The organism is Pseudoalteromonas sp. SG44-1 (genome assembly GCF_014164315.1).
Taxonomy (GTDB): Bacteria; Pseudomonadota; Gammaproteobacteria; order Enterobacterales; family Alteromonadaceae; genus Pseudoalteromonas; species Pseudoalteromonas rhizosphaerae.
This window is the reverse complement of record NZ_JACJEW010000065.1, coordinates 1-21953: the sequence shown is the minus strand read 5'-3', so window position 1 is coordinate 21953 and position 21953 is coordinate 1. Positions and strand designations below refer to the sequence as shown.

Here is a 21953-nt window from a genome sequence, read left to right as displayed (position 1 = left end):
CCATATAATTTGAGCACTTTTTCGAGAAAGTGGTGCCTTTTTGGAAGTGAAGAAACGAGTAGCCAAGGCTCCTTATAACCACGTTTTTTATCTCTTTTTAATAACTTATGCCCTTTGCCAACCAGCACTGCATGCGTGTGATATTGTGCACTTTTGGTCAACTCGGTCGCGCCAAGATACTGGCTCTTACGTTGATTGCTCTTGAATAGTGACTGGCATGGAACAAACTCATCGCTGCCCTGCGTTTTCAAGTGTGCCGTACCTCGAACTCGGCTAATATAATGCCAGCCATTGTTTCGCACGGCTTTGAGCCAAGGAACTTTAAAGCCCGCATCCGTCACAATGACAGGGCGGCAATCACTCGGCAAGATCAGTTTGAGCATCTTTAAGAACCGTTTTTGTACTTTTGGGCAATGATATTGAAAGCTGAATGCACTTTCCTGATACAGGGTTAAAGAGCGACCTTCACTAACAATGCTGGCACGCAGAATACAGTATTTGGTTTGTGTATCTGCATGACTCCAATCAACCAAAATGACGGGATGCTTTTCAGTGACCACAAAACGGCTTAAGTGAACATAAACCGTTGTTGATTCACGTAAAAGCTCGTGGTTACTGAGCAGTCGATCAATACGTTTAATATCATGTTTTTCAGTTGTTTTTGAATTCAAATTGCGGCCGATAGACGTCAAGGTACATTGCTGGCAGTGCAATAGAGATTTAACGGCAGCGACTAAAGTATTAAATCTGGCTTTATGAATTGAGTTAGGGGTGACAGCGCGGAGCATATTGTGCAAAATAGTAAAAGCATTCATGGTGTTTAGCTCTGTTGTTTTTAAGCGATTCATAAGATCACAAAACACCATGAATGTTCCCTCGCTTCCCACATTTTTTAATACTATTAGTTCATTGATATATAAAGGCTAATTCTGGGGATACTTTAGCTTTACAACTCAACTCAATCATTTTATATCACTTTTACCGATCATAAGAATCAAGTCCAATTAACAGAGTTTACCGAGATAGACACTAGTAAAGATACAAAGCCTTACGTAAAAGGCGTCCTGTCAAACAATGAATATTATGCAGCATGGCTTGACTATACCAATATCACTGCGTTGAATATTTCAAATAATAAAAACATTTTTAAGTTTGTTGCGCCTTATACTTTAACCAATAGTAATCCTGATTCGGATAAAAACTCCAGTCTAGATTGCCACGATCTACCTAGTAGCGCACTCTACCTAGGTGCTTTCGAGCTAGATTACCTTACTAATAACATCAACCAATATGGGCAACAGTTTTTAGGTAAGTATAGTACACTTACTGCAATAGATTATGATGGACAAAAGGCTGTTGATGTCACTATACGTCGGTATCCAACACAGGCTGACCAAGAGAGAAAAAACAACTCAAGTGCTCACAAGCTGATGCTTGATGTAGATGAAGGGTTGATCTTAGTTGATGATGCTATCGTAGAATAAGCGTTAATGGCTTTGATTATGGGTTAGCCTCCCTTTTACCTGTATAATGAGTGACGAAGCATAGAAAGTTACTGATAAAGCTAAACAGATAAAAGTCAGAGGTAAAAACAGACTTTCTTGAAGTACGCCTTCAGAATCAATGCTGCCATAAAACATGGTTTCCATCAGTCCAGAAAACACAGCAAAAGCTAGCAGAATTGAACCACCGATAAATAATTTAGATTTCATAAAAGCTCCTTTAGCTGATAAATTGAGGTCATAAGCATGCCTTCTTTAATTATTGCAATATAGTTATCGTTTAATGACACAAATAGGATAGTTTCTTAGATTCTGACCACCGCCTGGCTCTAAGTAAACAAGTAATGTAGTGGTCAATAAAATTTGCAGGACTTAACTTATTGCTATTTTTTAGTTAAATGGGGGTTTGTTGCCAATTTTATCCAACCGTAAACATTCAAAGGCCCTATATGTCGTATTATCATATTTCTAATAAAACGTATGATGAAGTTATCCATTTTTTTTATGTTTGCTAAAGGCTTGTCAGAATATTGAATAATCCATTCAATTCGTGCTTGGCGCGCTTTTTTATATTGCTCCAAATCTATCTTATTATGACTTAAAGCTTTTGATAACGATAATGCATCCTCAAAAGCAGCTGCAGCGCCTTGTTGTAAAAGTGGAGAACAAGCGTTGGCAGCATCTCCAATAAAAACAATACGATTTTTATAGAAACGAGCTTCAGTGACCGATTTTAATTCACCTGTAATAATATTTAATTCATTAATTGATTTTAAAATACTTCTAGCGGGTTCCGCATAAGATGAGAATATACGCTTAATATCCTTTTGTGTATCGCCACTTAATGTATAGAAACTATTATCTTGATGGATATGTGCGTAACAATATAACTCATCTTTACTTAATGGGTAAGCCATAAATAAATCAGAGTTGCCAAGCATGTAGGTCGGTTCTAGTTGATGATTAGACGCCTTAACAATGAAACGCCACCCCGTTATTTTATGATTGTATAAAGTTTTAGTACCTCTAAACTGTTGATCTCTTGACGGTGAATTAACGCCATCTGCAGCTATCATTAAATCATATTTTCCAGCAATTTCCGTATTAGAACACTCGACTACAACCCCATTTTTATGATTATTAGCAGAAGTGATTTCTGTGGAATAGTGAATTTTATTTTCTATCCCCTCAGCTAATATATGTATCAATTTATTCCTTTTTAAGGCTACAAATGAGTCATTACTAAAAGGATAGCCTGTTAAGTTGGCGCGACTGAGTAATTCTCCATTTGATTTGGTATAATTTATTTCCTTTACCTTATGCGAATTTTTCATTACTTGATCATAGACGCCTATTTCTTTTAGTGCTCTTAGTGCATTGAACGGTAAAGCAATACCTGCTCCAGTCGTATTAAGAGAGCCTTTTTTTTCTATAATCTTGTAGTCAATGCGCTTTTCTTCTAACAATCGAGCCATAGATAAGCCCGAGATCCCAGCACCTACAATAAGAATTTTCATCGTTTATTTATTTCCAGATTGATAGACTTTCCTACTTTAACTAAGTAGCCTCTGAGCCAGAGTAATATGCTTCATAAGCTACTCGCAGCTAAAACTATTAACTTTGCAAGAAAAAGCTTAGTGAATGTCACTTGTTATAAAAAACATGCCGCCTGATATTGTTCTTACGTCAATTCGTTAGCGCTAGCAAGCAAGTTGACATTCCAAAAAACAGCGTCTAACCAGCGTGAATATTCCAGCTTCCGCTAGGCACTAACTAAAAATCATTAATCTCTAACCAAAACATCGCTATTACGACTAATATAAAAATACAAATCGGATATCTTAGTAACGCGCTTACGAGCTTTGCAGGGGAGAAAGAGTTCTCACTTATACCCCGACCTTTAGAATAGCTACTTCATATACCTTGGTATGGAGTATCTTCATCATTTTAAAGCTAGAGGAGTTCTTACTAGTTTGATTACTGTTCGTTTGCAGGTGTTTTTTAAATCTCTTCCTTTTTAATTATTGGATCAACAAATGGTTTGTTAATGAATGTTTCATTAATAAATTTTTCGTTAAAATAGAATAATTTTGAACTAATTAAATCAATAACATTAATGCGGTACATTAACCACCTGTAATGACATTTTAAGTATTTCATTCCATGAGTACTTACAGGCCCTTTATGACAGACATCTCCACCGATAGCCTCATAAAAATTAGCTAACTCTGGATAAAAGCATTTAGCAAAAATATATTTAGGAAATTTATTCGACTCCAATATTAGATCATAAACAAGTTTATTTTGATAATGAAATATATCCTTGCAACTAGCATGCATTGAAGTTATGTAAATAGAACCCTTTAAATCATCATCAGCAAAAGAGAGTTTGAAACCTAATTTTTCATTTATGACAGACAATGAGAAATCATCAGTTATTTGAAAAGAGATTAAGTGCCCAATGATATAGTTTTCGGGTGAATAGATTTCATGAAAATTTATATTACTTAGATTTTCATTTAACATTTGTAGATGTTCACTATCGCATGGTACGCCATGAATGTCAGAATAATAAGCACTGTAGTGTTTTAAACGACTACTCGGTATTTTCTTACTAGATCGGACAGTAACTTTATTATGAGAAGAAACATTTAAATAAGGGTTATCACTACCCAAAAAATTATCTTTATATCTTTTTGATAAAAGAGACTCTAATTTAACTTTGTCGGGAGTAATAAAGGTATTTAAATCGTGTTTAAAGCCCATATATACCATTAGTAATACTTGTTTTTTTAACGAAGGCCTTGTTCTCTCATTCTCCCATCTAGAAAGTGTAATTTCATCTAGTAACTCAAATGAGGCTTCAACATCTAAACTCTGTATTTTTACAATAAAATCAAACTGAGTTAAGTTGTTTTCTATTCGATAGCGTTTTATATATTTACCTAACAAATTCCCTCCAATAAAGTTTTTAAAAGTTAACTTTAACGATAATTAACTACTACATTAAATAGAAATACCTTTACAAAAAAAGAAGCCCTGATACCCATAAATATATTGATGAGGTAAATTTTTATAGAGTTCATCTAACGTCTCAATTCGTTCGACTATAATACCTTTCTTGAAGTACTTATTATTTTCAAATGCGAAATTTCTAAGTAGATCTAATTCTAGTTTATTTTTTGACATGTCTACTTTTACATAGTCGTAATAACCTAACTTAAGCTCATTATACCTGAAATCACCAAATACATAGTCATAATCATCTAGAGCTAGTTTAATACCCCGCTCCTTCAGAAATGTTAACCCTTTAATAACATTACAGCACTTTCCACATTTATCTCTTTCGGTAATTTCAACGACTAACTCAAGCCCATTTAAAGAACAAACTAAGTTTAACTCTAATATTTGCGATAAAATTCTCACATCACATAAATTATTTCTTTCTAGGTTAAAAAATAAAGTACTAAATTTATTTAAATTTGTTGCATTTGTAATGTTATTAAAAGCAAAATCAAGACTAAATTGAGTAATAATTCCAAGATTTATTGCATTTAAATAGGTTTGAAGTTCAAGATTCGATTCTGCCCTTGAAAAATCAACTAACAGCTCTCCAGCCACCACTTTATTATTTATATCAACAATTTTTTGCACCTTATAATTAAGGTTTGAAGTATGTAATTTACTATTAAGTGATAGATGTAACTCTTGCATTAAAGAACATTGATATAAGATTGTGATGCTGCCCTAAAAACAATTCAATAATTCAATAATACAGGGTTTCTAACATATGAAATTAGCATTTAAAAATAATAAAAAAAAGAAATGCTAAGCTTTACCTCTCTTCAATAGATTATCATGATCGTCGCAGCGCTCCTGTGTCAGGAGCTGTCTAATGAACATATTGATAACCAACGCTAAAACTGACCACAATACTAAGCAATATTCTTCAATTTAAATGCTTCTGGGTTAAATAGCCACTCGTACTACGTTTCCTTGTTTTGTTGCAATGAACTTCAATGTATTCAAATACAGCTTGCCGCATTGTTTTCTTAACCATAATTGACTGACCATGAATTGCCTTGACTTTCAATAAGTGGAAGAAACTCTCTGCGCGTGTATTGATATCACTGTCAATAAGACTAAGTATATAATCTATGTTCCAATAATTCCCTTTTGGCATACCATAACGCAGCTTTGAATCAACAAAATCGTTGTATTTGCTCATCTCGCAGCTGTTGTTACAATGCTCTCTGACTGACCAATTCACCGAATTTAAGTTATTAATAGAACCAACTTCGCGACACCTTAAGTATCGAAGCAATACATGACACCCTCAATTTTCCTTGATGCGCTCGCAAGAATTTGTACCGCTTTATTTCTGATTCTTCGAGAAGTAGATAGCGATAGAATAATAATTACAAAATCGCTAATAACGCATTAACACTTTTATTGGGAAGTTAAATCGATATTTATGCTGTAAGTGTTATTTTACCAACAGCTTTTCCAGACTCAAGGTGGTCGTGTGCTTTAGAAACCTCCCAAATTGAGTAGTCACTTTCATCAATAATTGGGGTTATCTTGCCAGCATCAACCAGTTCAGCAATTTCAGTCAAAATTTGACCGTGTGATTCATGGTTGATGCCATGAACAAGTGGAATAAGCATGAGTACACTATGGAATGACAGGCTTTTCAAAGCGATTTGTAGTGGATCTTCAATCGGTAAAATTGTTGATACATGACCATTAAACTTAGCCGCTTCAAATGACTTTTGAATGTTTTTACCAGAAACAGTATCAAATATTTTGTCAAATCCAACACCGTCAGTATATTTAGCCACATAATTGGCTACTTTTTCTGTTGTATAATCAACTAAATTATCCGCACCAACGGTTTTTGCAAGTGCTTCGTTAGCAGGCGAATAAGTAGAAGTAACATTAGCGCCTAGCACTTTTGCTAATTGAACAGCGATATGGCCAACACCACCAGTAGCACCATGAATAAGAACATTATCACCTGCTTTAACATTCATTTTATGAACCAGTGCTTCATAAGAAGTTATTGATACTAACGGAAGTGCTGCTGCTTGTTTCATGGTTAGTGTTTTAGGTTTTTTAGCCATTAAACGTGCATCAACCAACATAAATTCAGCTAAAGCACCATCTACACCATTAACACCACCAGCCATTCCATAAACTTCGTCACCAATGATAAAACCAGTGACACCTTCTCCTACTTCGCTAACAATACCCGCTACATCACCGTGTAGTACTTCTGGCAAATTAGCTGACCAAGGTAATTCAACAGAGCGTAGCATGGTATCAATTGGGTTTACACTTGTTGCTTTAACTTCCACTACCATATGTCCTTTTTTAGCCACGGGCTTTGCTTTTTCCACTAGCTGAAAAACTTCAGTTGTGCCGATTTCATTAATGATCATTGCTTTCATATTATGTGCTCTTCATTTGTATGTTCGTTTAAGTACGACCATTCTATTTGTTGTCAACAGAACAAGCCATTACCCAATTAACAAGTTACTTTTGTCTTTTAAGCAATGCGGTATTAGAATAACAAGAAACTTTATATAGGTAGAAACAGTTATGAGTTCACTAAATCGGTTATTGTATTTTAATTGTGTCGTTGAAACAGGGAGTATCTCACAAGCCAGTAGAATATTTGATGTACAGCCTTCTTCTATCTCAAGACAATTAGCCGTTCTTGAACAAGAACTAGGTGTACGCCTTTTAAATAAAACCACCAGGAATACTGGGTTAACAGAAGCTGGGCGTAAGTACTATGAATTTTCTCAGCGTATTGTATCGGAGTTTGATGAAGCCAAAAGAGCGGTAAATGATTTGCAAGAAAAGCCAAAAGGTAATCTCAAAATAAGTATGACCGTGGGTTTTGGCGAAAGTGTTGTACTACCACTTATCCCGAAGTTTATGTTGTTATATCCAGATATTGATATAAGGCTTGAGTTAACAGAACGAGTTGTCGATCTTGTCGAAGAAAATATCGATGTTGCCATTCGAAGCGGACGCTTATCTGATTCGACAATGATTGCTAAACGACTGGCATTCAACAATTTTTTATTATGTGCTAGCCCCCAATATTTAGCTAACAGGGGCACACCTCAATGCCCTAAAGATTTAGCCGAACATCAATGTATTAGATACAGCTATGCTCGCTGGAAAGATTGGTTTTTAATGGCAGAAACAAGAACAAAACTAGTCATTAACAATGCTATTTCAGTGAATTCAGTAAATGGCCAAAAGCAGCTAGTGATGAATCATACAGGGCTTACCTTAATGCCGTTATGGGCAATTAAAAATGAATTAGCTGATGGCTCTCTGAAGCATGTTATGCAGAACTATACCTTTAGCCCTTACGAAGAGCTAAGCGCTACCTACGCAATTTATTTAAAGCGAGATATGATTTCACCAAAGGCACGGGTTTTCTTAGATTTCTTAGTAGAGAATATTACAAGTATTGATATCTAGTTCTACTTCTATGTGTACAGCGGAGGTGTTGGTACTACTACAGCTTATCAATATGAGCGCAATTGGCACTTTTGTGACGTTTGGTTTCAATCAGTGATCTCAATCACTCGGTTTAATTACTGATGATATTGCTTCAACTTATTTGCTATTAATACCATTTTTCTATTGGCTACAGGTAAAAGCTCATAAGGATAGACTTAACAGGTGCAACCTCCTGAGATGAACAGCAGTCCTAAATTGACTATTTTGAAAACTTAACAACGGCGAACCCCTCGTTCTAGTACTTCATATACATTTTGTATTTGTCGTAGAGAGTATTGACCGTAGGAGAGCATTGTAAATCTAACTCATAGGGCAAGTATTGAGCAGAAATAATTGCTGCCTATTTACATATGCAATTTGAACGCGTTGGAATACAGAAAGTCAGCTACATTGATACTTACGAAGATTTAAGGCAAAACGGTTTAAAGAAGCTTAGATACAGGCAAGATTATCAATAAACACTCATAGCTTTACATTAGAGTAACAATCAAAATAAAAAAAGCTTAGAGTCACTATGCTTTACAACCGTTGTGAAGCATAGCTTAATATTTTCATAATTCGCATCAGTTTCGATATTGGCCTTCCCTTCAGAATTATTTTTCAAGGGAAGTGAGTCATCAGGATTTTCTATGAATGTATAAATTATAAAATCAAGCTCTTCTTGTGATAGCAACTGCATACAGCCTATAAAATGGTATATTAAAATTTATTTTATATATTTTCTCCTCTTAATCGATTAGCACTCTTAAAATATATTTAATTTAGAATGCTATCCTACAGTCCAGCCATTTGAATAGTGAACCATAATTTAAATGATGGTATAGATCACTTTTCGATTGTTGCTGACGTCCTTAAATCTCAATAAATAGGAACTATTTATACTTTGATGATATCGGCCATATGATAAAGAAGCACAGTGAGAGTCAGATATAATTTGAGCTTATTTATTAACTATGCACGGCATAAATTTAAAGGCATCTTCGGTACAGTAGCAAAGAGAAAAATCACCAACGAGGGTAAAGCTGTCTTAGGGCTCGAATTGATTAAACCACTATCACATCGAACGAAAATTTAAGAGTTAACAGAAATACCAGTCGACTTTATGTCAGAACAAATCATGATTTACAGCCCCGTATTTAGTAGCGCCAAAGTATTCCTCTACACGAACGTGAGTAAAGTACATTAAGGTAGTTTAACAGGCACACTGCATGTTGAATCAATGGAAAACTTCAAATAAGACAAACTGCGGATCACTAATATCTTAGCTGAAAAAACACTTTCAGCCGTTTCTCATCTGGCGAAAACTGTAGAGTAAACTGAAGCACTCCTGTCTTAAAATATAAGCAAGAACTAACCCGCCTTTTGGTGTCAAGGTTAAGCATCTACACCTGTTATTTAGTTATAGGCTTTCTAGACATATTTATCTATGTTGAATTGATATACCTGAATCTTACTAAAACCGGTCAACTTAGTTGTCGCGAACTGGCAAAGTCAACTGCTGCTTAATAGTTTATCATGAATTTTAAATGGTAATAGCATATTGTTTTTAAATGCATGTCTAGATGCTATTCGACTGAGTGATTGACAGGTGTAAGATTCTTTTTCTACTTAATTAAAATTGGATTTAGATATGTATAGAAAGAGTATAAAAATTGGACTTGTGGCAGCTTTGGCTTCTTGCTTTACTGTAAATGCGGCAACTCAAGTTGTAACTGTTACGGCATCAGTTGATAGTAGTTTAACGGTAATTGATACCTCAGGATCGTGGGATGCTCCTATCGCAATGGCTGTTAATAGCGCAGGAGATGGGCTTCAAACAAAAAACATCAACTTAAATATGGTATCGAATAACTATAAGGATGTTCTAATTACATTACAAAGCTTCCCTAGCTTGACAGATTCTGTGAATGGAACATCTATTCCAATGACTTTTAAAATAGCGGATACCGCATTAGCACAAAACACACCTGTAACAATTGATAAAGATGCTTTGTACAATACTACTGAAGGTGCAATTACTAGCGCTAAAGATATTACTTTATCAATAGAAAGTGCGTCAACTACTGCGCTAGCTTCGGGTCAGTATAGAGGCTCTTTTACATTCGATTTTTCTATCGCTCCATAAATTTGTAAAGGTTCACAATGATTGGTGATTGTAGCAATGTTGAGCATGAAACATACTATTTTATAAAAGACTGTTTATATCGACAATCTAATACCGAATATAACGATGTAAGAGGCTACATTCACCATCATTTTCCGAGTTTTGTTATTGATGATGGCCTAACTAACAATGAAAGTTTAGATCTAGATAAAGAAAGTGATGAAAGAACAAATACAGACGATTATAAAAGTTTTGATGTGAACCCACCAGACTGGTTCAGTGTGGATGAAATTGAATTTGAACCGTATCAAATGTACATAAATGACACGAAATCATCCGTTGTGTATGTAAAAAAAAATAATAATAAAATAATATTTAAAGAAAAACTAAGATCGGAAAAATTAGAACAAATATTCAAAAATAATGAAGTCGAATATAATGATTTTATACTAAAAGCAGCTAGCAGTGGAATTGAGATTGATAAACCAATTAGATATACCAATATATCAATCGCTGTTAGCTATGATGATAAATTTATTTATATACGCTCAAAAAAATACTCAAAGGATGAAGTGTATTCGTATGGAGTAAATACAGGGATATCACATTGGCATTATGCAAAGTTAAATTATCAATCTGGAGGAGAAGAAGATATATCTTTAAGAGGTCAGGATAGTTATAAAACAAAATATGGACTGTTAATAGCTGAGTATGATGTAGACAATAAAAGAAAGAATGACCCTTTTAAATTTGATAACTTCTCATATCTCCTTAAACCTATACTTAATAATAAACTGCAATTAGCCTTTTCATATATTAATGATACTGGGTACAACAATCCGGCCAATGGAATAGGTAGAACCTATTTTATAAAACGTAATACTTTTTTTGGCTTGGAATTATATAACTTTAGCTTATTTGATTATGATTATAATGCAAGTAAGTCCGAAGGTAATTTACTCGTTTACTCTAAGGATTATTCTTTAGCCACCATATCTTCAAATGAAAGAAAGATATTAAGTATACAACTTTCACCAGGATTTAATGAAGTCGATGATAGATTGTTAAGTGCGGGATACAGCAGGTTAGTCATAGAAAAAGAATACTCTAACGGCGAAAAAGAAACTGAGATAAAAGAATATTTTAAAAAAAGCATTAGTAAGAACAAAGTAAATACTTTCTTTGCTAAAGTTATGGTTGGCCGTAATTATTATGGAGATAATTATTATGACTCACTTGGTTTTAACGGCTTATATGTTAGCTCTTTAGGTGATTTTCGTCTTAACTCATTCTATATTCCAAATAAAGGGGCTGCAAGTGAACTTGTTTATTCTATGAATGGAATTGATATTCAATCAGTCATAAGTAGTAAAGGAGATTTCGCTCTTGGATCGCAGTTTAGATTCAAAATTTTGGATGACTTATTTGTATATGCTTCTGCTTATAAAGTTGAATTATATGATTGTAAAAAAGAGTCTATTTTTCTAAATCGTAAGTGTGGAACCAATTTATCAGGAAGTCTTACTTATTCACTTCCTGGAGCGCTTAATGCAACTTATACATATACAGATTACAAGTCTGCAAGCTTAGGGGTCAACTATGATAGCAATCGACTCTCTTTAAGTAAAAGCTTTAATTTTAATCGATTCGTAATTAGCTTTAACGCTAATTACGAATCGAAAAATTATGATTCAATATATAATAGTAAAATGACTAGTTTTAATGCAGGAATAAACTTTAGCTATGGATATAAATCAAATTCCTACTCCTACTCATCTTCGATACATAATAGTAATAAAACTAATAAACAGGGTAGCAGTAACGCCTTATCTTTTGCTAAAAATGATAAGGACTATAACATGAATTTTAGGGTGTCAAAATATAATAAAGGTGAAGTGTCCTCAAGCTTATACGCGGGTTATAACTCACCATACGGTGCATTTAGATTAAATACTAATTATGGGGTTATTAATAATATAGGGGTAAGTCATGAATATGTGGCAGCAATTAATGATAAAAGCTATAGCCTCAAAAGTGTAAACACACTACGTTCTGACGCAGGACTTATATTTGACATGAGAAATATACCAGAAGGAAGTGATTTCCGATTAAATATTAAAGGTTCTGCAAGAAGTAATGTAAAAATAAGCTCATCAGAAACTAGTTTTTATCAAATAAAACCAGGGAACTACAGGATAATGATTGAAGATGATTATCTATCAGATAATGGAATTTTTACTGTTAAGGTTAAAGATGACAGTGTGGATGTTTTTAAGGGTGATATTAAAACAATACAATTTTCATACGAAAAAACTATAGTGATTGGATTTAAAATTAGAGGTTACCAAAAAATAAATATAGAAGGTTGTACGGTATCAAATGTAGGTGATGAAAATTATGAGGCTACTTGTTTGTCAGATGAATTTCTTACCAAAGGATTTATTGATATTAACAATGACGACCTACCGTTACGTTGCACTTTTAATAATTACAATAATTACAACAATATATATTACAGCCTTGGAGAATTGACTTGTGATTAGAACAATATTTGTTTTTACATTTTTCTATTTATTATCCCCTTTAAATAGTTTTGCGATATCCGTATCCCCAATGGAAATATACGGAAATGAAAATGACCTAGTTACTAAAAGTATCAAGGTAACTAATTCCTCAAAATACACTGAATATGTTCGTGCCTTAGTGTATGAAATAGTGAACCCTGGAACCCCAGAACAACGTGAGGTGTCAGTTGATAATAGTGAAATCTTATCATTTAGTATTTTCCCTAGGAAAATAATATTAAGCACAGGTGAAAGTAAAAGTGTAAGGCTACTATATTCTAGAAATGAAAATGTTATAGCTGAAAAACTATACAGGGTTAGATTTATACCTACATCAGAATTTTCCGTAGGCGTTACAGTAAAGTTATCATACGGTGTTTTAGTTAGAGTGCTGCCCCTTGAACTAAATTATAATTACAAAACTTATAGTGATGGGAAAGTAGACTTCATTGAAAACTCAGGGAATGTCAGAGTGCATATTAATAACAAGTGTAAGGCTGACATTGACAATAAAAGTAAGCAAGAATTTAGGCTTTACCCCGGTAGTAAGTTTGCAATAAATAAATTGTGTTCTATTTCAGACTTCGAGATAAAGAACGACGCAGGGAAGATAATTTAATGAAAACAATAGTGTGTTTGTTTTTCATTTATTTTTCTATGATAGGTTATGCAGTTGCCAGCTTTGAAAGAGGAGTGCATTTATCTCATACATTTAATAATGTTCACTTAGATCCTGATTCAGCAGGCCATCAATATATTTCTAGTTGGAGGCCAAGTGAATCCATAGTATGTCGGAGCGAGGACAGCATGAGTGATTGCGGTCAAGACTTATTCCGAAACAGCAATGCCTTACTTGTTATTAGTAATTACGACTCTAGATCGCCAGCTTGGTCTGCAAGTTCTAAATCACATGTTATGAATATCCCGATAATTAATCAAGAAACAGGGACTTTCTATAACGTTAAACTATTGTGTGATATTAGTAATGGAGTGAGAAACAGAGGGTGTTATGCTGGTGTCGCATCATATTCAAATAGTGGTAGAATTATTTCTTTATACTTAGATAAGGCTAGCTTTTCAGATGTTCCTGACGGTATCTACTCATCTTCTAGTGTAGGTATAAGCGCAACAGATTGGCACTCTTCTTATCTTATATTTACTGCCTCATTTAATATAAATATCATAGTTAACAGGAGCTCCAGTGAGCAACCTGTAAATGTAACAACTTTGCATCCAATACAGGGAAATACACTGCCGATAATTTTTAATAAAGTAAGTGTAAATGAGGAATATGGAATAGGAAGTTTAGACTTTTGTCTAGAAACCGATGACTATTCTAGTCTAGATATGTTTATAGTAACAGATGCTCCCTATATTAGTCTCTACGGAAAAAGAAGGGACCTCGCAAAGTTTCAGTTGACCAATATCGAAGGCTCTACAGAGCAGTCAAAAAGGGTCATAGAATACACCGTGGAGTCCCAGACCTTAGGACTTATTGGAGCTGGCAGCTGTTCTTCTAATAATACTCGATTTTGTCAAGCCATTATAAAAAATATAGATTTTGAAGGTTTAGCGACTTCTGACTCACCAGGAGGTGGGGGGTGTAAAAGATTTGATTTGAGAATTAAAACAGACGTGTTTAATACCCAAGAAAAACTATCTGGAGAATATACTAGCAGTTTCTATATAAATATAGATAAGGGAACCTAATAGTGTTAAAAGTAATCTGTATTACTAGGAAGATCGTTAAATTTTAACAATGTTAGGAGGTCGTTCTTAGATGGTGCCTCAGAGCCTCTAACTAATTCAGCTTTAATACTTAAAGCTGTTAGAAGTAAATGGACATCTCGATCCAAAGCACTTATTCCCTTGAGAACTTCAAGCTTCTCTGTGGCTTTTTCCAGTTCTCGGTAACAAACATCACGCATTATGTTATCTATTACACTGCTGAGATCTCTTGCTTGAACACTACGAATTATGTTTTCGTATTTGTTACCAGCCACATTATCGCCTGGGCCGCTATGCTCTTGATTTACCATCACAATACCTACCTATTTATGGTAAACTGATTTGTTTCCAACAATATTGTCGCCTGAGCCACTATGGTTCTGAGTCAATGAGCCAATCGCAGTGTTTTGCTCCGGCTTAATTAGTTTTAAGATCTTTTGTAACTCGCCTGACTCACTTAACTTACGCTCAATTACATGTTCACCATAATCCTGTAGCTCAAGAGCATTCACTTTCTCTGTTAGTTTTTCCAACAATTCATCATCAATAAGCCACCCTTGTAGCTTTTCCTTCAAAAAGTCAGATGATATCGCTACGCTATTTTTAAAACCATCATATAAAATACCTGATAGGAAAGTATTTGTTAGAAAGTCCATATCCACCTCTTAAATTAATATCATACTGAATTATAATAAATTTTCTATCCATTATGCGCATGAGGAAAAAGTCAGTCAATTACTAGTTTAGTGGAAATGGGAGTAAAGCTATTTTAACTTTGAAAGTGGCAAAGGCGAGTTATATACATAACCCGTCTCTGGACAAATATGAGTTAGAGTCAACGGGCGGCTATGTGTCACAACTGGCGTTCAAGTTTAACTCGTTTTTAATCCGAAACGAATTGGTAGTGGAACAGTGTAATCAGTAACTTTGAATACTTGTGAGCAAAAAATGTATTTTTAGCTAAAACATTTCCCCTAAATCACAGGCACTACCCTAAAAATCAACAACCTACTTTTTTACTATGTTGCTCTATTATCGACTCTGCATCTGCTTGATAGCCGTCAGCTAATTCTCGAAGAGTTCTCGCAAATCGGTGAAAGCCTAACAGTTCTATTTCATCAGATTTAGTGCGATATTTTTGCGCTTAATCCAATATTTGCCCTAGTTTACCAAGTAATATAATTATGGTTGGTATTTGGCTGTGAGCTCTTTTTCCTTAAACTCTTTTTGTTTTATTAGTTGTTCCCGCTCTTCACCTTGCGCATGCACAATGCGTGATTGTAACTCTGTTATCTCTTGCTTTAAGCTGTTCAAGCCTGGATTGTTATCTTCTTTAGCTTTGATAGCTTTATTAAGCGATGAAACTCTTGCGCAGTGTTGTTTTTGATGGCTATTCATTCAAAATCTCCTGTTATGTTATCGGCAAACCTGCTGGATGTAGTCTTTTATTAACCGGTTAAAATCGCTTCCGGCCTTAATATCTTCACCGCTTACAACTTGATTAAAGCTTAATTCTAAATACGAAGTTAGTTCTTTATCCATGCCATCGATAACAGAGCGAGCAAAATTAATAAATTCTTCAACGCTCAATTCAATGCCTTGCATTTTTGCAGCAGCTAAATGAAAACCTGTAAAATCAACATCTATTTCCATAACCTACTCCTGCAATCCAACATTTAAAAAATAGCTTTTGACTCTTGTTCTTCCCAAGAGCAATCAGGATTTTTGCATTTAACTCTAGTAATTCTTGTATCTGATGCTTCAAATGGCATTCCATATTCTTTGTCGTGCTTTCCAAAAGCACACTTTAGCGGCTGTATCGACTCATTAAATTTATTGAGATATTTCATTAAAAAACGGAGAGTAGGCTTTAATAAGAACTTCCATACCAAAGCACAGAGAGCAAAAAACGCTAATAACTGTAACAATTCGTTGTTGATTAGATATTCCATAATTAACTCCTCGCCTGGTAAAGTTGTTTTCAGAACGTTATTTATTCGGCTGGACTCTGGCAGGATTTGAACCTGCGACCTCCCATATTAGCCTTTATCTAGAACTTATAACTTTGGTGTTTGCAACCACCTCAGTACCGGCGTAGCGCTCTAACCAGACTGAGCTACAGAACCCATGCGAATAAATAACAACTTACGGCTGTTAGCCGGTCGAACTTTCCATCCCTGCTTGACTATATTCCAACTTTCTTAACTTATGGATATGATAGCACGTCTTTAACGTGCTTAAAGTTGTTATTTAACCAAGTTTTATTTAACATTCCCCAATCAACAACTGAGTATGAGCCGCCTTCGTTCTTAAGCTCTATAGACAGCTCAGGAATTGCACCTAACGTGTCTTGAGCTGTTCGCCTTGGCATTCCCGTAGCTTCCATAATTGCTGGCACAGTATTTACGCCAGTGCTAATCAGCCAAGTTACGTAAGCTCGCCTGTATAAGCTAGTTTTTGTTTTACTATGTGTCATTTATAACTCGGTAAAATTATTATAATGCTAATCATTTCCAGCATCAGATGTTGACAAGATATCTTCAAAATTTTTTAAGTTCGCAATATCACATTCCGATAAAAATCTATCCTCGAACCCTAGCGCGGTTATTAAATTATACTTACTTGATGACAAATACCTAATTACTTCTAAATGCTCCTGATATTTTTTGATTATGTTATTTACTGCCTGCTCCCGATTCCTGGTGGAGCGTCCTTTCCAAGCGGGCTCGTGATGGAACAATCTATTTCTAAATTTATTTAAAGTGCCAAAATTTTGAAAAATTGTATTCAAGGAAACCTTACTTGCTTGGGCGTTGGGAAAGCATTGGTTAAATTTGAACTGCCACAAGTTATGCTCTCTATCTCTTGGATTATTATAGCCTTTCGATAGCATGTGAACCCAAAATCCAAATGGAAGCCGCGATACTAGATCATTTGTTGTGTATTTAGCTCCCACTTCATCTAAGCACTTTTGCTCTGCTTCGGTCACTTGATTTTTTGATTTGTCGCTAATTGTTTTAGTTTTGAACCATTCTGGATCATCAAACTGCTCTGTCGCACAATGGTGTATTGAATTTCTTAAAGTAACTTCAAGTAGTTGAACAACTGTGAAAAAGTGGCTCATAATGCTCTGCATTGACATATAAATAGCTATTAATTCACTGTCAGATTTACAAGAGAATACTTGACGATAGGTTTCAAGTTTTTCTGTAGAAAGACCCTTTTTTATTTCTGCAAGATCCAAATTATTTGCCCTTATTAAATTTATTAGGTATTATTGCGATAACTGAGGCATTGCCTCTTGTTGCGATAGCCCTGTCCTCTTACGCTCTATGAGTATTGACAACAGGTAGCGAGTTTAAGAGCCATCCCAATTGGGGTGGCTCACTTGTTTCTGGCGCACAATAAATTCTGAAATACACCTTAATGCCCAGTTACTTTTATTCTTGAATAGACATTATTAATAGCCTCTGATAATTGTAACAAGTTACCATTAAATTTGTCTGTTACTACTTGCCTTGATGCATAGCCAAACAAATCCGCTACAACACCATGATCAACATTTTTAGCTAGATGAATTATAAGTGAATCTTCAAAGTTTTTAGCTGTAGCCCAATCTAAACCAGCCTTTTTAAGTAGCGTATTAACTTTAGTTCTTAGGTTGGTAGGCTGCTTATTAATCCCTTTCTTAATTACTCGCTCACTCATAGCAAACTCGTTAAGCCGATCATTTAGCAAAGCAGGGGCGTATTCACTGAGCCCCCTATGCGTACCTAAATTGTGCTTGTATTTAGCAGGTAGATCTTGTTGTTCGTACCAATCAAGGTATTGCTCTAGTGCTTGGCAAAATACTTCTGGCACTTCTATAATGCGATCTTTCTTATTGCGACTGTAAGCCGCTGGCAAAAACCACTTACGATAAACCTCACCTTTATCATTTATTAACTGGTGTAGCTTTAGCAAATTATGCTCTGTAAGCGACAAGGGAACGTAAGCAAGCTGACTTATTAAATACCTGTCTTTAATCGCATATTTTCCCGTACAAGCTGTGTTAAGAAGCGAATCTATATCGCTATCTACGAATATCTGCCTTAACATTTATATGATTGCATAGCCTTAATGTATTGTAATGCAATATAGATTACACTATTGAAGTACAATAACAAGGCAATTGGTTTACCCAAATCGTATAGCTAATAAGCTGTAGTAAATTTATAATTTATAAGAAACACTTTTTTATGTACCTATTATATTGTTAGGTACTATTACATCTAATTTTATTAAAAAGGTATTATATATGGAAACGATCGAAGAGAAGATTACATGTCCCCACTCTGGTTGCAATTATTCATCTAAGCAATATACGCTTGGCAGCTTTTCCACTTCTATATTACACGAAAGGGACTAAACAAAATGCGACCTAGACTAATCCCAACTTATGGCATTGGATGGATATATATTATGATGACTCCATCTGACTATAACCGTGTTAAAATTGGCATTACAAAAAATAACCCATTACTAAGATTAAGAGACCTTAAAACTGGTGACCCTTATTTAGCAATAGAAGCTGCTTATTTAATACAAAATGATACTAACTTTACTACTAAAGTCATTGAAAGTTTTATTCATAGTTATTTTGCTGATGTAAGGATACATTTCCTTGATGATGAAGATCGAATAAATGTACCCTCTGAGTGGTTCAAAATGGACCCACAACAATCAAGCTATCTTGTGGAGGAAGCATTAAAAAAAATGGGCTTTACTATTACTTCAAGTGGATATTATGAAGATAACCTTACTTACGTTGCATCAAAGCATCATGCTAGTGATTTAGTGGATGAGGTTTCTAATTTTAACCTGGACTGTTGGAGGAATTAAACTAATACAATCATTATCTTGTATCCAGCTACATAATTTATCCTGCTTTCATTTATGGGTTTTTAGAATTAGGTGGAGTGGTTCTGGCGCAGCCTGCGAAGACAAAATAAGCGCCAAAACCAAAAACCATAATTTAATATTTTATGCGGTGCTCCTCAAGAAAGTGCAAACTATCTTCTACATTTAGTACAAAATATTCATGAGTTTTGGGTCTATAAAAACCATCAAAATCAATTTTTCCAGCATTCTGGATTTGAACAAGGTCTTTATGAAATTCAGAGTGTGACCATGCCCTACCATAAATTTTAAATAATATTTCAACGTGGTTCCCCGGAAAACTTAGCATTTTTAGGGTTGTGCTTGGTTCGGTTTTAAAAACAATCGGTTCATGATTCGGTATGTTGCTACAACCAAAGTTAGCATATCTCTTAGCATCAAGGTGATTATCACTAAGCCACAACGTCCCTTTTACTGGTTTACCAGGTTTATGCGCACCACCGTGGTATAAATACAAGGGTAGTTGACCATCGTGCATTGTAAGCATTGAAAAGTGCTCATATAACCGTTCATTAATACGTATGGGTTCAGGCAGTGATAGAACCTCTTCTTTTGAGTTAATTTCTTCAACATGCTCACCATCAGTTGGCCGATTTTCAAATAATTCTTTCAAAAGCTTTAGTAACATTGGTATTCTCCTGCAGCCAATTCGACACTTACTATTACTTAGCAAGTGCTACCGGTAATTCATTGAAGTTGGTTGTGTAGCTATTTGGTGCCAGTTCGTCTCTTGGCTTCCAACTTTGCTTGAAACCCTGCACGCCAAACCTAATGACATTGTTGCCAAATTTACTATTTATTTCATCACTTACCGTAGTCATTTTATTAACGGTGAAATCACCAGAATCATTAAACAAATTTAGTTGAATATTGTCATTCTTTGATAATAACTGATTGAAGATAACGCCAACTTTTTTGAACTGATAGCCCTCCTGGTAAATCTTTTCTAAAGCAAACATTGCGTATCTAATTAAGACGTCCGAATCTGCGCAATGAAAAGGTAATTTCACTTCAATACTTTTACGTAATTGTGGCTGAGACTGCCTAAACACATCCGTTGAAACAAAAATAGTCAGGTTATTGGTGAACAACTCAAACCGGCGTAATTTACCTGCTCCAGTACAAACATGTGACGACAGAGCACTTTTAAGCTCATTTAAATCTGTAACAAGCTTACCCATGCTTTTTGAAACACAAATGCTATCGCGGCCTTCATTTAGATCCTTTAGCTCCACTGCATCAACACCATTCAGTTCTTGTATAGTTCGAGATAAAACAACACCGAATTTTCGTTTTGCTTCTACTATATTAAAATTTTTTAACTCCAATCCCGTATTTATACCAAGTGCAGTAAGCTTATCTGCAGTTTTAGCCCCTACGCCCCAGATAGAACGCGGGGTTACTCTATGAAGCACCCAGTCAACCTTGTCTTCTGTATCGAGTACAGCAACGCCATTGGTTTTAGCTTTCCATTCGTTAAGTTTCGCGGCATGAGAAGCTAACTTGGCAAGTGTTTTCGTTTGAGCGACACCTACACCGACGCCAATACCCAAGTTCTTGGCCAGCGTATTTTTAATATGTAAAGCGTATGATTTCGGGTTTGGCGCCATTGCCGTGTCTATATGACCAAAGCTTTCATCAATTGAGTATCGGTGGCAGTCAAATAGTAGTTCTTCTAGTTCAGTGTGAAACCGATTGCTCATATCACCAAATAATGTGAAGTTACTGCCCCACACATGGCCATTGCTGTTTTGAATTAATTCTTTGATTTTAAAGTGGGGCTCACCCATTTTTATGCCGAGCGCTTTCATTGGTTGATTTCGCGCTATAACATTGCCTTGGTTTGAACTTAATACACCAAGCGGCGTGGTGTTAATATCGTATTGAGGATTGAATAGCTGAATAAATGATACATATGCAGCATTGATATCACAGAGGACCCACATCAAAAAATACTTATAGCGCTAGTGACAACGCCCCAAATAACATTTTCATCCCAATTATTCTCACCATCGAAAGCAACAACTATTGGCTCGTATTCTGAGTTTGAGCTTAGAAATAACGCTCTGTTGTTTTCCGGCTCTAACTTTAAACGCTTAACAACGAACTCATTATCAATAGTGGCAAGCACTATTCGCCCGGTAGTGGCCTTTAAGGATTTATCAACAACAATAATTGCCCCGTCTTGAATGTCAGGGAGCATGCTATCACCGGCCACTTTAAACAAAAACGAGCTGCTGGGCCGCGCCATCAATAGATTATCGAGGCTGATTGGCTGAGATAAACAATCTTCTGCAGGATTTGGAAACCCTGCCGCCACTTTAAATTCAAAAAGTGAAAATGCGCCATTAGATTTCAATATAGGAATTGGTTGCATACACTAACTCACTGGATATATATGGCTGTGTTGTAGTTGAGTGTGGGTATAAAAAATTCATATCATAATGCCTCTTTTATCCATGTTTGATCTGAATACTCAGTGTTATCTTCCATAAACCTAAACCAGCTTAAATAATTCTCAATGTAGTCTGTACCAATGCCATTAAAACGTCTTAACCATGCCTTCCATCGCAT

Annotated in this window: 24 protein-coding genes, 1 tRNA gene and 1 pseudogene; 7 read left to right on the top strand and 19 right to left on the bottom strand. The window is 35.2% G+C overall.

What is annotated here, in order from left to right:
- Positions 1–848: IS4 family transposase (locus tag H5187_RS20100; RefSeq protein ID WP_182798227.1), on the bottom strand; the 848-nt coding region annotated here is incomplete at its 3' end.
- A gap of 270 nt (positions 849–1118) precedes the next feature.
- Between H5187_RS20100 and H5187_RS20095 the strand changes: the two genes are divergently transcribed.
- Complete coding sequence (locus H5187_RS20095; protein ID WP_182785315.1) at positions 1119–1484, top strand: hypothetical protein; 366 nt, start codon at positions 1119–1121, stop codon at positions 1482–1484.
- A gap of 3 nt (positions 1485–1487) precedes the next feature.
- Here the strand turns inward: H5187_RS20095 and H5187_RS20090 are convergent, their stop codons facing one another.
- From H5187_RS20090 to H5187_RS20065, 6 genes and pseudogenes are all read right to left on the bottom strand, one after another.
- Positions 1488–1712, bottom strand: coding sequence for a DUF3955 domain-containing protein (locus tag H5187_RS20090; protein ID WP_182785316.1), 225 nt, complete (start codon positions 1710–1712; stop codon positions 1488–1490).
- A gap of 173 nt (positions 1713–1885) precedes the next feature.
- A complete protein-coding gene (locus H5187_RS20085) occupies positions 1886–3019 on the bottom strand; it encodes an FAD-dependent monooxygenase (protein WP_182758619.1) in 1134 nt (377 codons plus the stop codon).
- Between the two features lie 484 nt (positions 3020–3503).
- The gene (locus H5187_RS20080) at positions 3504–4454 is read right to left on the bottom strand and encodes a helix-turn-helix transcriptional regulator (RefSeq protein ID WP_182785317.1); all 951 of its coding nucleotides are present in this window, start codon (positions 4452–4454) and stop codon (positions 3504–3506) included.
- 54 nt (positions 4455–4508) lie between these two features.
- The gene (locus H5187_RS20075; RefSeq protein WP_182798226.1) at positions 4509–5216 is read right to left on the bottom strand and encodes an EAL domain-containing protein; all 708 of its coding nucleotides are present in this window, start codon (positions 5214–5216) and stop codon (positions 4509–4511) included.
- Between the two features lie 221 nt (positions 5217–5437).
- Positions 5438–5625 (bottom strand): annotated as a pseudogene (locus H5187_RS24720) (IS3 family transposase); the annotation flags it as partial.
- Between the two features lie 349 nt (positions 5626–5974).
- Complete coding sequence (locus tag H5187_RS20065; protein ID WP_182798224.1) at positions 5975–6952, bottom strand: zinc-dependent alcohol dehydrogenase family protein; 978 nt, start codon at positions 6950–6952, stop codon at positions 5975–5977.
- Between the two features lie 151 nt (positions 6953–7103).
- On the opposite strand from H5187_RS20065, the gene H5187_RS20060 reads away from it, so the two are divergent.
- From H5187_RS20060 to H5187_RS20040, 5 genes are all read left to right on the top strand, one after another.
- Positions 7104–8003 carry a LysR family transcriptional regulator gene (locus tag H5187_RS20060; protein ID WP_182798223.1) on the top strand — a complete coding sequence of 300 codons (900 nt, stop codon included), beginning with the start codon at positions 7104–7106 and terminating at the stop codon, positions 8001–8003.
- Between the two features lie 1672 nt (positions 8004–9675).
- Positions 9676–10170 carry a CS1 type fimbrial major subunit gene (locus H5187_RS20055; protein WP_182758613.1) on the top strand — a complete coding sequence of 165 codons (495 nt, stop codon included), beginning with the start codon at positions 9676–9678 and terminating at the stop codon, positions 10168–10170.
- Between the two features lie 17 nt (positions 10171–10187).
- A complete protein-coding gene (locus H5187_RS20050) occupies positions 10188–12692 on the top strand; it encodes a hypothetical protein (protein WP_182798222.1) in 2505 nt (834 codons plus the stop codon).
- The gene (locus H5187_RS20045; protein WP_182758611.1) at positions 12685–13332 is read left to right on the top strand and encodes a hypothetical protein; all 648 of its coding nucleotides are present in this window, start codon (positions 12685–12687) and stop codon (positions 13330–13332) included. Before H5187_RS20050 ends, H5187_RS20045 begins: the two co-directional genes overlap by 8 nt.
- Positions 13332–14423, top strand: a complete 1092-nt coding sequence (locus H5187_RS20040) for a hypothetical protein (RefSeq protein WP_182798221.1) — start codon at positions 13332–13334, stop codon at positions 14421–14423. The genes H5187_RS20045 and H5187_RS20040 overlap by 1 nt, the downstream gene beginning before the upstream one ends.
- 5 nt (positions 14424–14428) lie before the next feature.
- On the opposite strand, the gene H5187_RS20035 is transcribed toward H5187_RS20040, so the two are convergent.
- The 9 genes from H5187_RS20035 to H5187_RS19995 form a co-directional block, all read right to left on the bottom strand.
- Positions 14429–14755: a hypothetical protein gene (locus H5187_RS20035; RefSeq protein WP_182798220.1), complete on the bottom strand. Its 327-nt coding sequence runs from the start codon at positions 14753–14755 to the stop codon at positions 14429–14431.
- A gap of 9 nt (positions 14756–14764) precedes the next feature.
- On the bottom strand, positions 14765–15097 hold the full coding sequence (locus tag H5187_RS20030) for a hypothetical protein (protein ID WP_182798219.1): 333 nt from the start codon (positions 15095–15097) through the stop codon (positions 14765–14767).
- Between the two features lie 526 nt (positions 15098–15623).
- A complete protein-coding gene (locus H5187_RS20025; RefSeq protein WP_182798218.1) occupies positions 15624–15839 on the bottom strand; it encodes a hypothetical protein in 216 nt (71 codons plus the stop codon).
- A gap of 18 nt (positions 15840–15857) precedes the next feature.
- Entirely contained in the window at positions 15858–16094 is a 237-nt protein-coding gene (locus tag H5187_RS20020; protein WP_182798217.1) for a hypothetical protein, read from the bottom strand.
- Between the two features lie 23 nt (positions 16095–16117).
- On the bottom strand, positions 16118–16393 hold the full coding sequence (locus H5187_RS20015) for a hypothetical protein (protein ID WP_182798216.1): 276 nt from the start codon (positions 16391–16393) through the stop codon (positions 16118–16120).
- A 50-nt stretch (positions 16394–16443) separates the two neighbouring features.
- Positions 16444–16568 (bottom strand) — tRNA-OTHER (locus tag H5187_RS20010).
- Positions 16569–16647: 79 nt separating this feature from the next.
- Positions 16648–16917: a helix-turn-helix domain-containing protein gene (locus H5187_RS20005; protein WP_182798215.1), complete on the bottom strand. Its 270-nt coding sequence runs from the start codon at positions 16915–16917 to the stop codon at positions 16648–16650.
- Positions 16918–16944: 27 nt separating this feature from the next.
- Positions 16945–17685 (bottom strand): Abi family protein, encoded by a 741-nt coding sequence (locus H5187_RS20000; protein WP_182798214.1) that lies wholly within the window; start codon positions 17683–17685, stop codon positions 16945–16947.
- A 179-nt stretch (positions 17686–17864) separates the two neighbouring features.
- On the bottom strand, positions 17865–18404 hold the full coding sequence (locus H5187_RS19995) for a hypothetical protein (RefSeq protein ID WP_259401748.1): 540 nt from the start codon (positions 18402–18404) through the stop codon (positions 17865–17867).
- 450 nt (positions 18405–18854) lie between these two features.
- On the opposite strand from H5187_RS19995, the gene H5187_RS19985 reads away from it, so the two are divergent.
- Positions 18855–19322: a GIY-YIG nuclease family protein gene (locus H5187_RS19985; protein WP_259401747.1), complete on the top strand. Its 468-nt coding sequence runs from the start codon at positions 18855–18857 to the stop codon at positions 19320–19322.
- A gap of 133 nt (positions 19323–19455) precedes the next feature.
- Here H5187_RS19985 and H5187_RS19980 read toward each other — a convergent pair whose 3' ends face one another.
- From H5187_RS19980 to H5187_RS19970, 3 genes are read right to left on the bottom strand one after another with little or no spacing between them, the layout of a single operon-like run.
- Positions 19456–20007 carry a hypothetical protein gene (locus tag H5187_RS19980; protein WP_182798211.1) on the bottom strand — a complete coding sequence of 184 codons (552 nt, stop codon included), beginning with the start codon at positions 20005–20007 and terminating at the stop codon, positions 19456–19458.
- A 34-nt stretch (positions 20008–20041) separates the two neighbouring features.
- Positions 20042–21325, bottom strand: coding sequence for a Y-family DNA polymerase (locus tag H5187_RS19975; protein WP_182798210.1), 1284 nt, complete (start codon positions 21323–21325; stop codon positions 20042–20044).
- Positions 21325–21756 carry a LexA family transcriptional regulator gene (locus H5187_RS19970; RefSeq protein ID WP_182798209.1) on the bottom strand — a complete coding sequence of 144 codons (432 nt, stop codon included), beginning with the start codon at positions 21754–21756 and terminating at the stop codon, positions 21325–21327. Before H5187_RS19970 ends, H5187_RS19975 begins: the two co-directional genes overlap by 1 nt.
- Between the last annotated feature and the right edge of the window lie 197 nt (positions 21757–21953).

What these genes read in the sequence shown, in the direction of transcription:
- H5187_RS20090 (WP_182785316.1), bottom strand. Translation starts at nt 1,712, where the DNA reads ATGAAATCTAAATTATTTATCGGTGGTTCAATTCTGCTAGCTTTTGCT.
- H5187_RS20085 (WP_182758619.1), bottom strand. Translation starts at nt 3,019, where the DNA reads ATGAAAATTCTTATTGTAGGTGCTGGGATCTCGGGCTTATCTATGGCT.
- H5187_RS20075 (WP_182798226.1), bottom strand. Translation starts at nt 5,216, where the DNA reads ATGCAAGAGTTACATCTATCACTTAATAGTAAATTACATACTTCAAAC.
- H5187_RS20065 (WP_182798224.1), bottom strand. Translation starts at nt 6,952, where the DNA reads ATGAAAGCAATGATCATTAATGAAATCGGCACAACTGAAGTTTTTCAG.
- H5187_RS20060 (WP_182798223.1), top strand. Translation starts at nt 7,104, where the DNA reads ATGAGTTCACTAAATCGGTTATTGTATTTTAATTGTGTCGTTGAAACA.
- H5187_RS20055 (WP_182758613.1), top strand. Translation starts at nt 9,676, where the DNA reads ATGTATAGAAAGAGTATAAAAATTGGACTTGTGGCAGCTTTGGCTTCT.
- H5187_RS20050 (WP_182798222.1), top strand. Translation starts at nt 10,188, where the DNA reads ATGATTGGTGATTGTAGCAATGTTGAGCATGAAACATACTATTTTATA.
- H5187_RS20040 (WP_182798221.1), top strand. Translation starts at nt 13,332, where the DNA reads ATGAAAACAATAGTGTGTTTGTTTTTCATTTATTTTTCTATGATAGGT.
- H5187_RS20030 (WP_182798219.1), bottom strand. Translation starts at nt 15,097, where the DNA reads ATGGACTTTCTAACAAATACTTTCCTATCAGGTATTTTATATGATGGT.
- H5187_RS20025 (WP_182798218.1), bottom strand. Translation starts at nt 15,839, where the DNA reads ATGAATAGCCATCAAAAACAACACTGCGCAAGAGTTTCATCGCTTAAT.
- H5187_RS20020 (WP_182798217.1), bottom strand. Translation starts at nt 16,094, where the DNA reads ATGGAAATAGATGTTGATTTTACAGGTTTTCATTTAGCTGCTGCAAAA.
- H5187_RS20015 (WP_182798216.1), bottom strand. Translation starts at nt 16,393, where the DNA reads ATGGAATATCTAATCAACAACGAATTGTTACAGTTATTAGCGTTTTTT.
- H5187_RS20005 (WP_182798215.1), bottom strand. Translation starts at nt 16,917, where the DNA reads ATGACACATAGTAAAACAAAAACTAGCTTATACAGGCGAGCTTACGTA.
- H5187_RS19985 (WP_259401747.1), top strand. Translation starts at nt 18,855, where the DNA reads ATGCGACCTAGACTAATCCCAACTTATGGCATTGGATGGATATATATT.
- H5187_RS19980 (WP_182798211.1), bottom strand. Translation starts at nt 20,007, where the DNA reads ATGTTACTAAAGCTTTTGAAAGAATTATTTGAAAATCGGCCAACTGAT.
- H5187_RS19975 (WP_182798210.1), bottom strand. Translation starts at nt 21,325, where the DNA reads ATGTGGGTCCTCTGTGATATCAATGCTGCATATGTATCATTTATTCAG.
- H5187_RS19970 (WP_182798209.1), bottom strand. Translation starts at nt 21,756, where the DNA reads ATGCAACCAATTCCTATATTGAAATCTAATGGCGCATTTTCACTTTTT.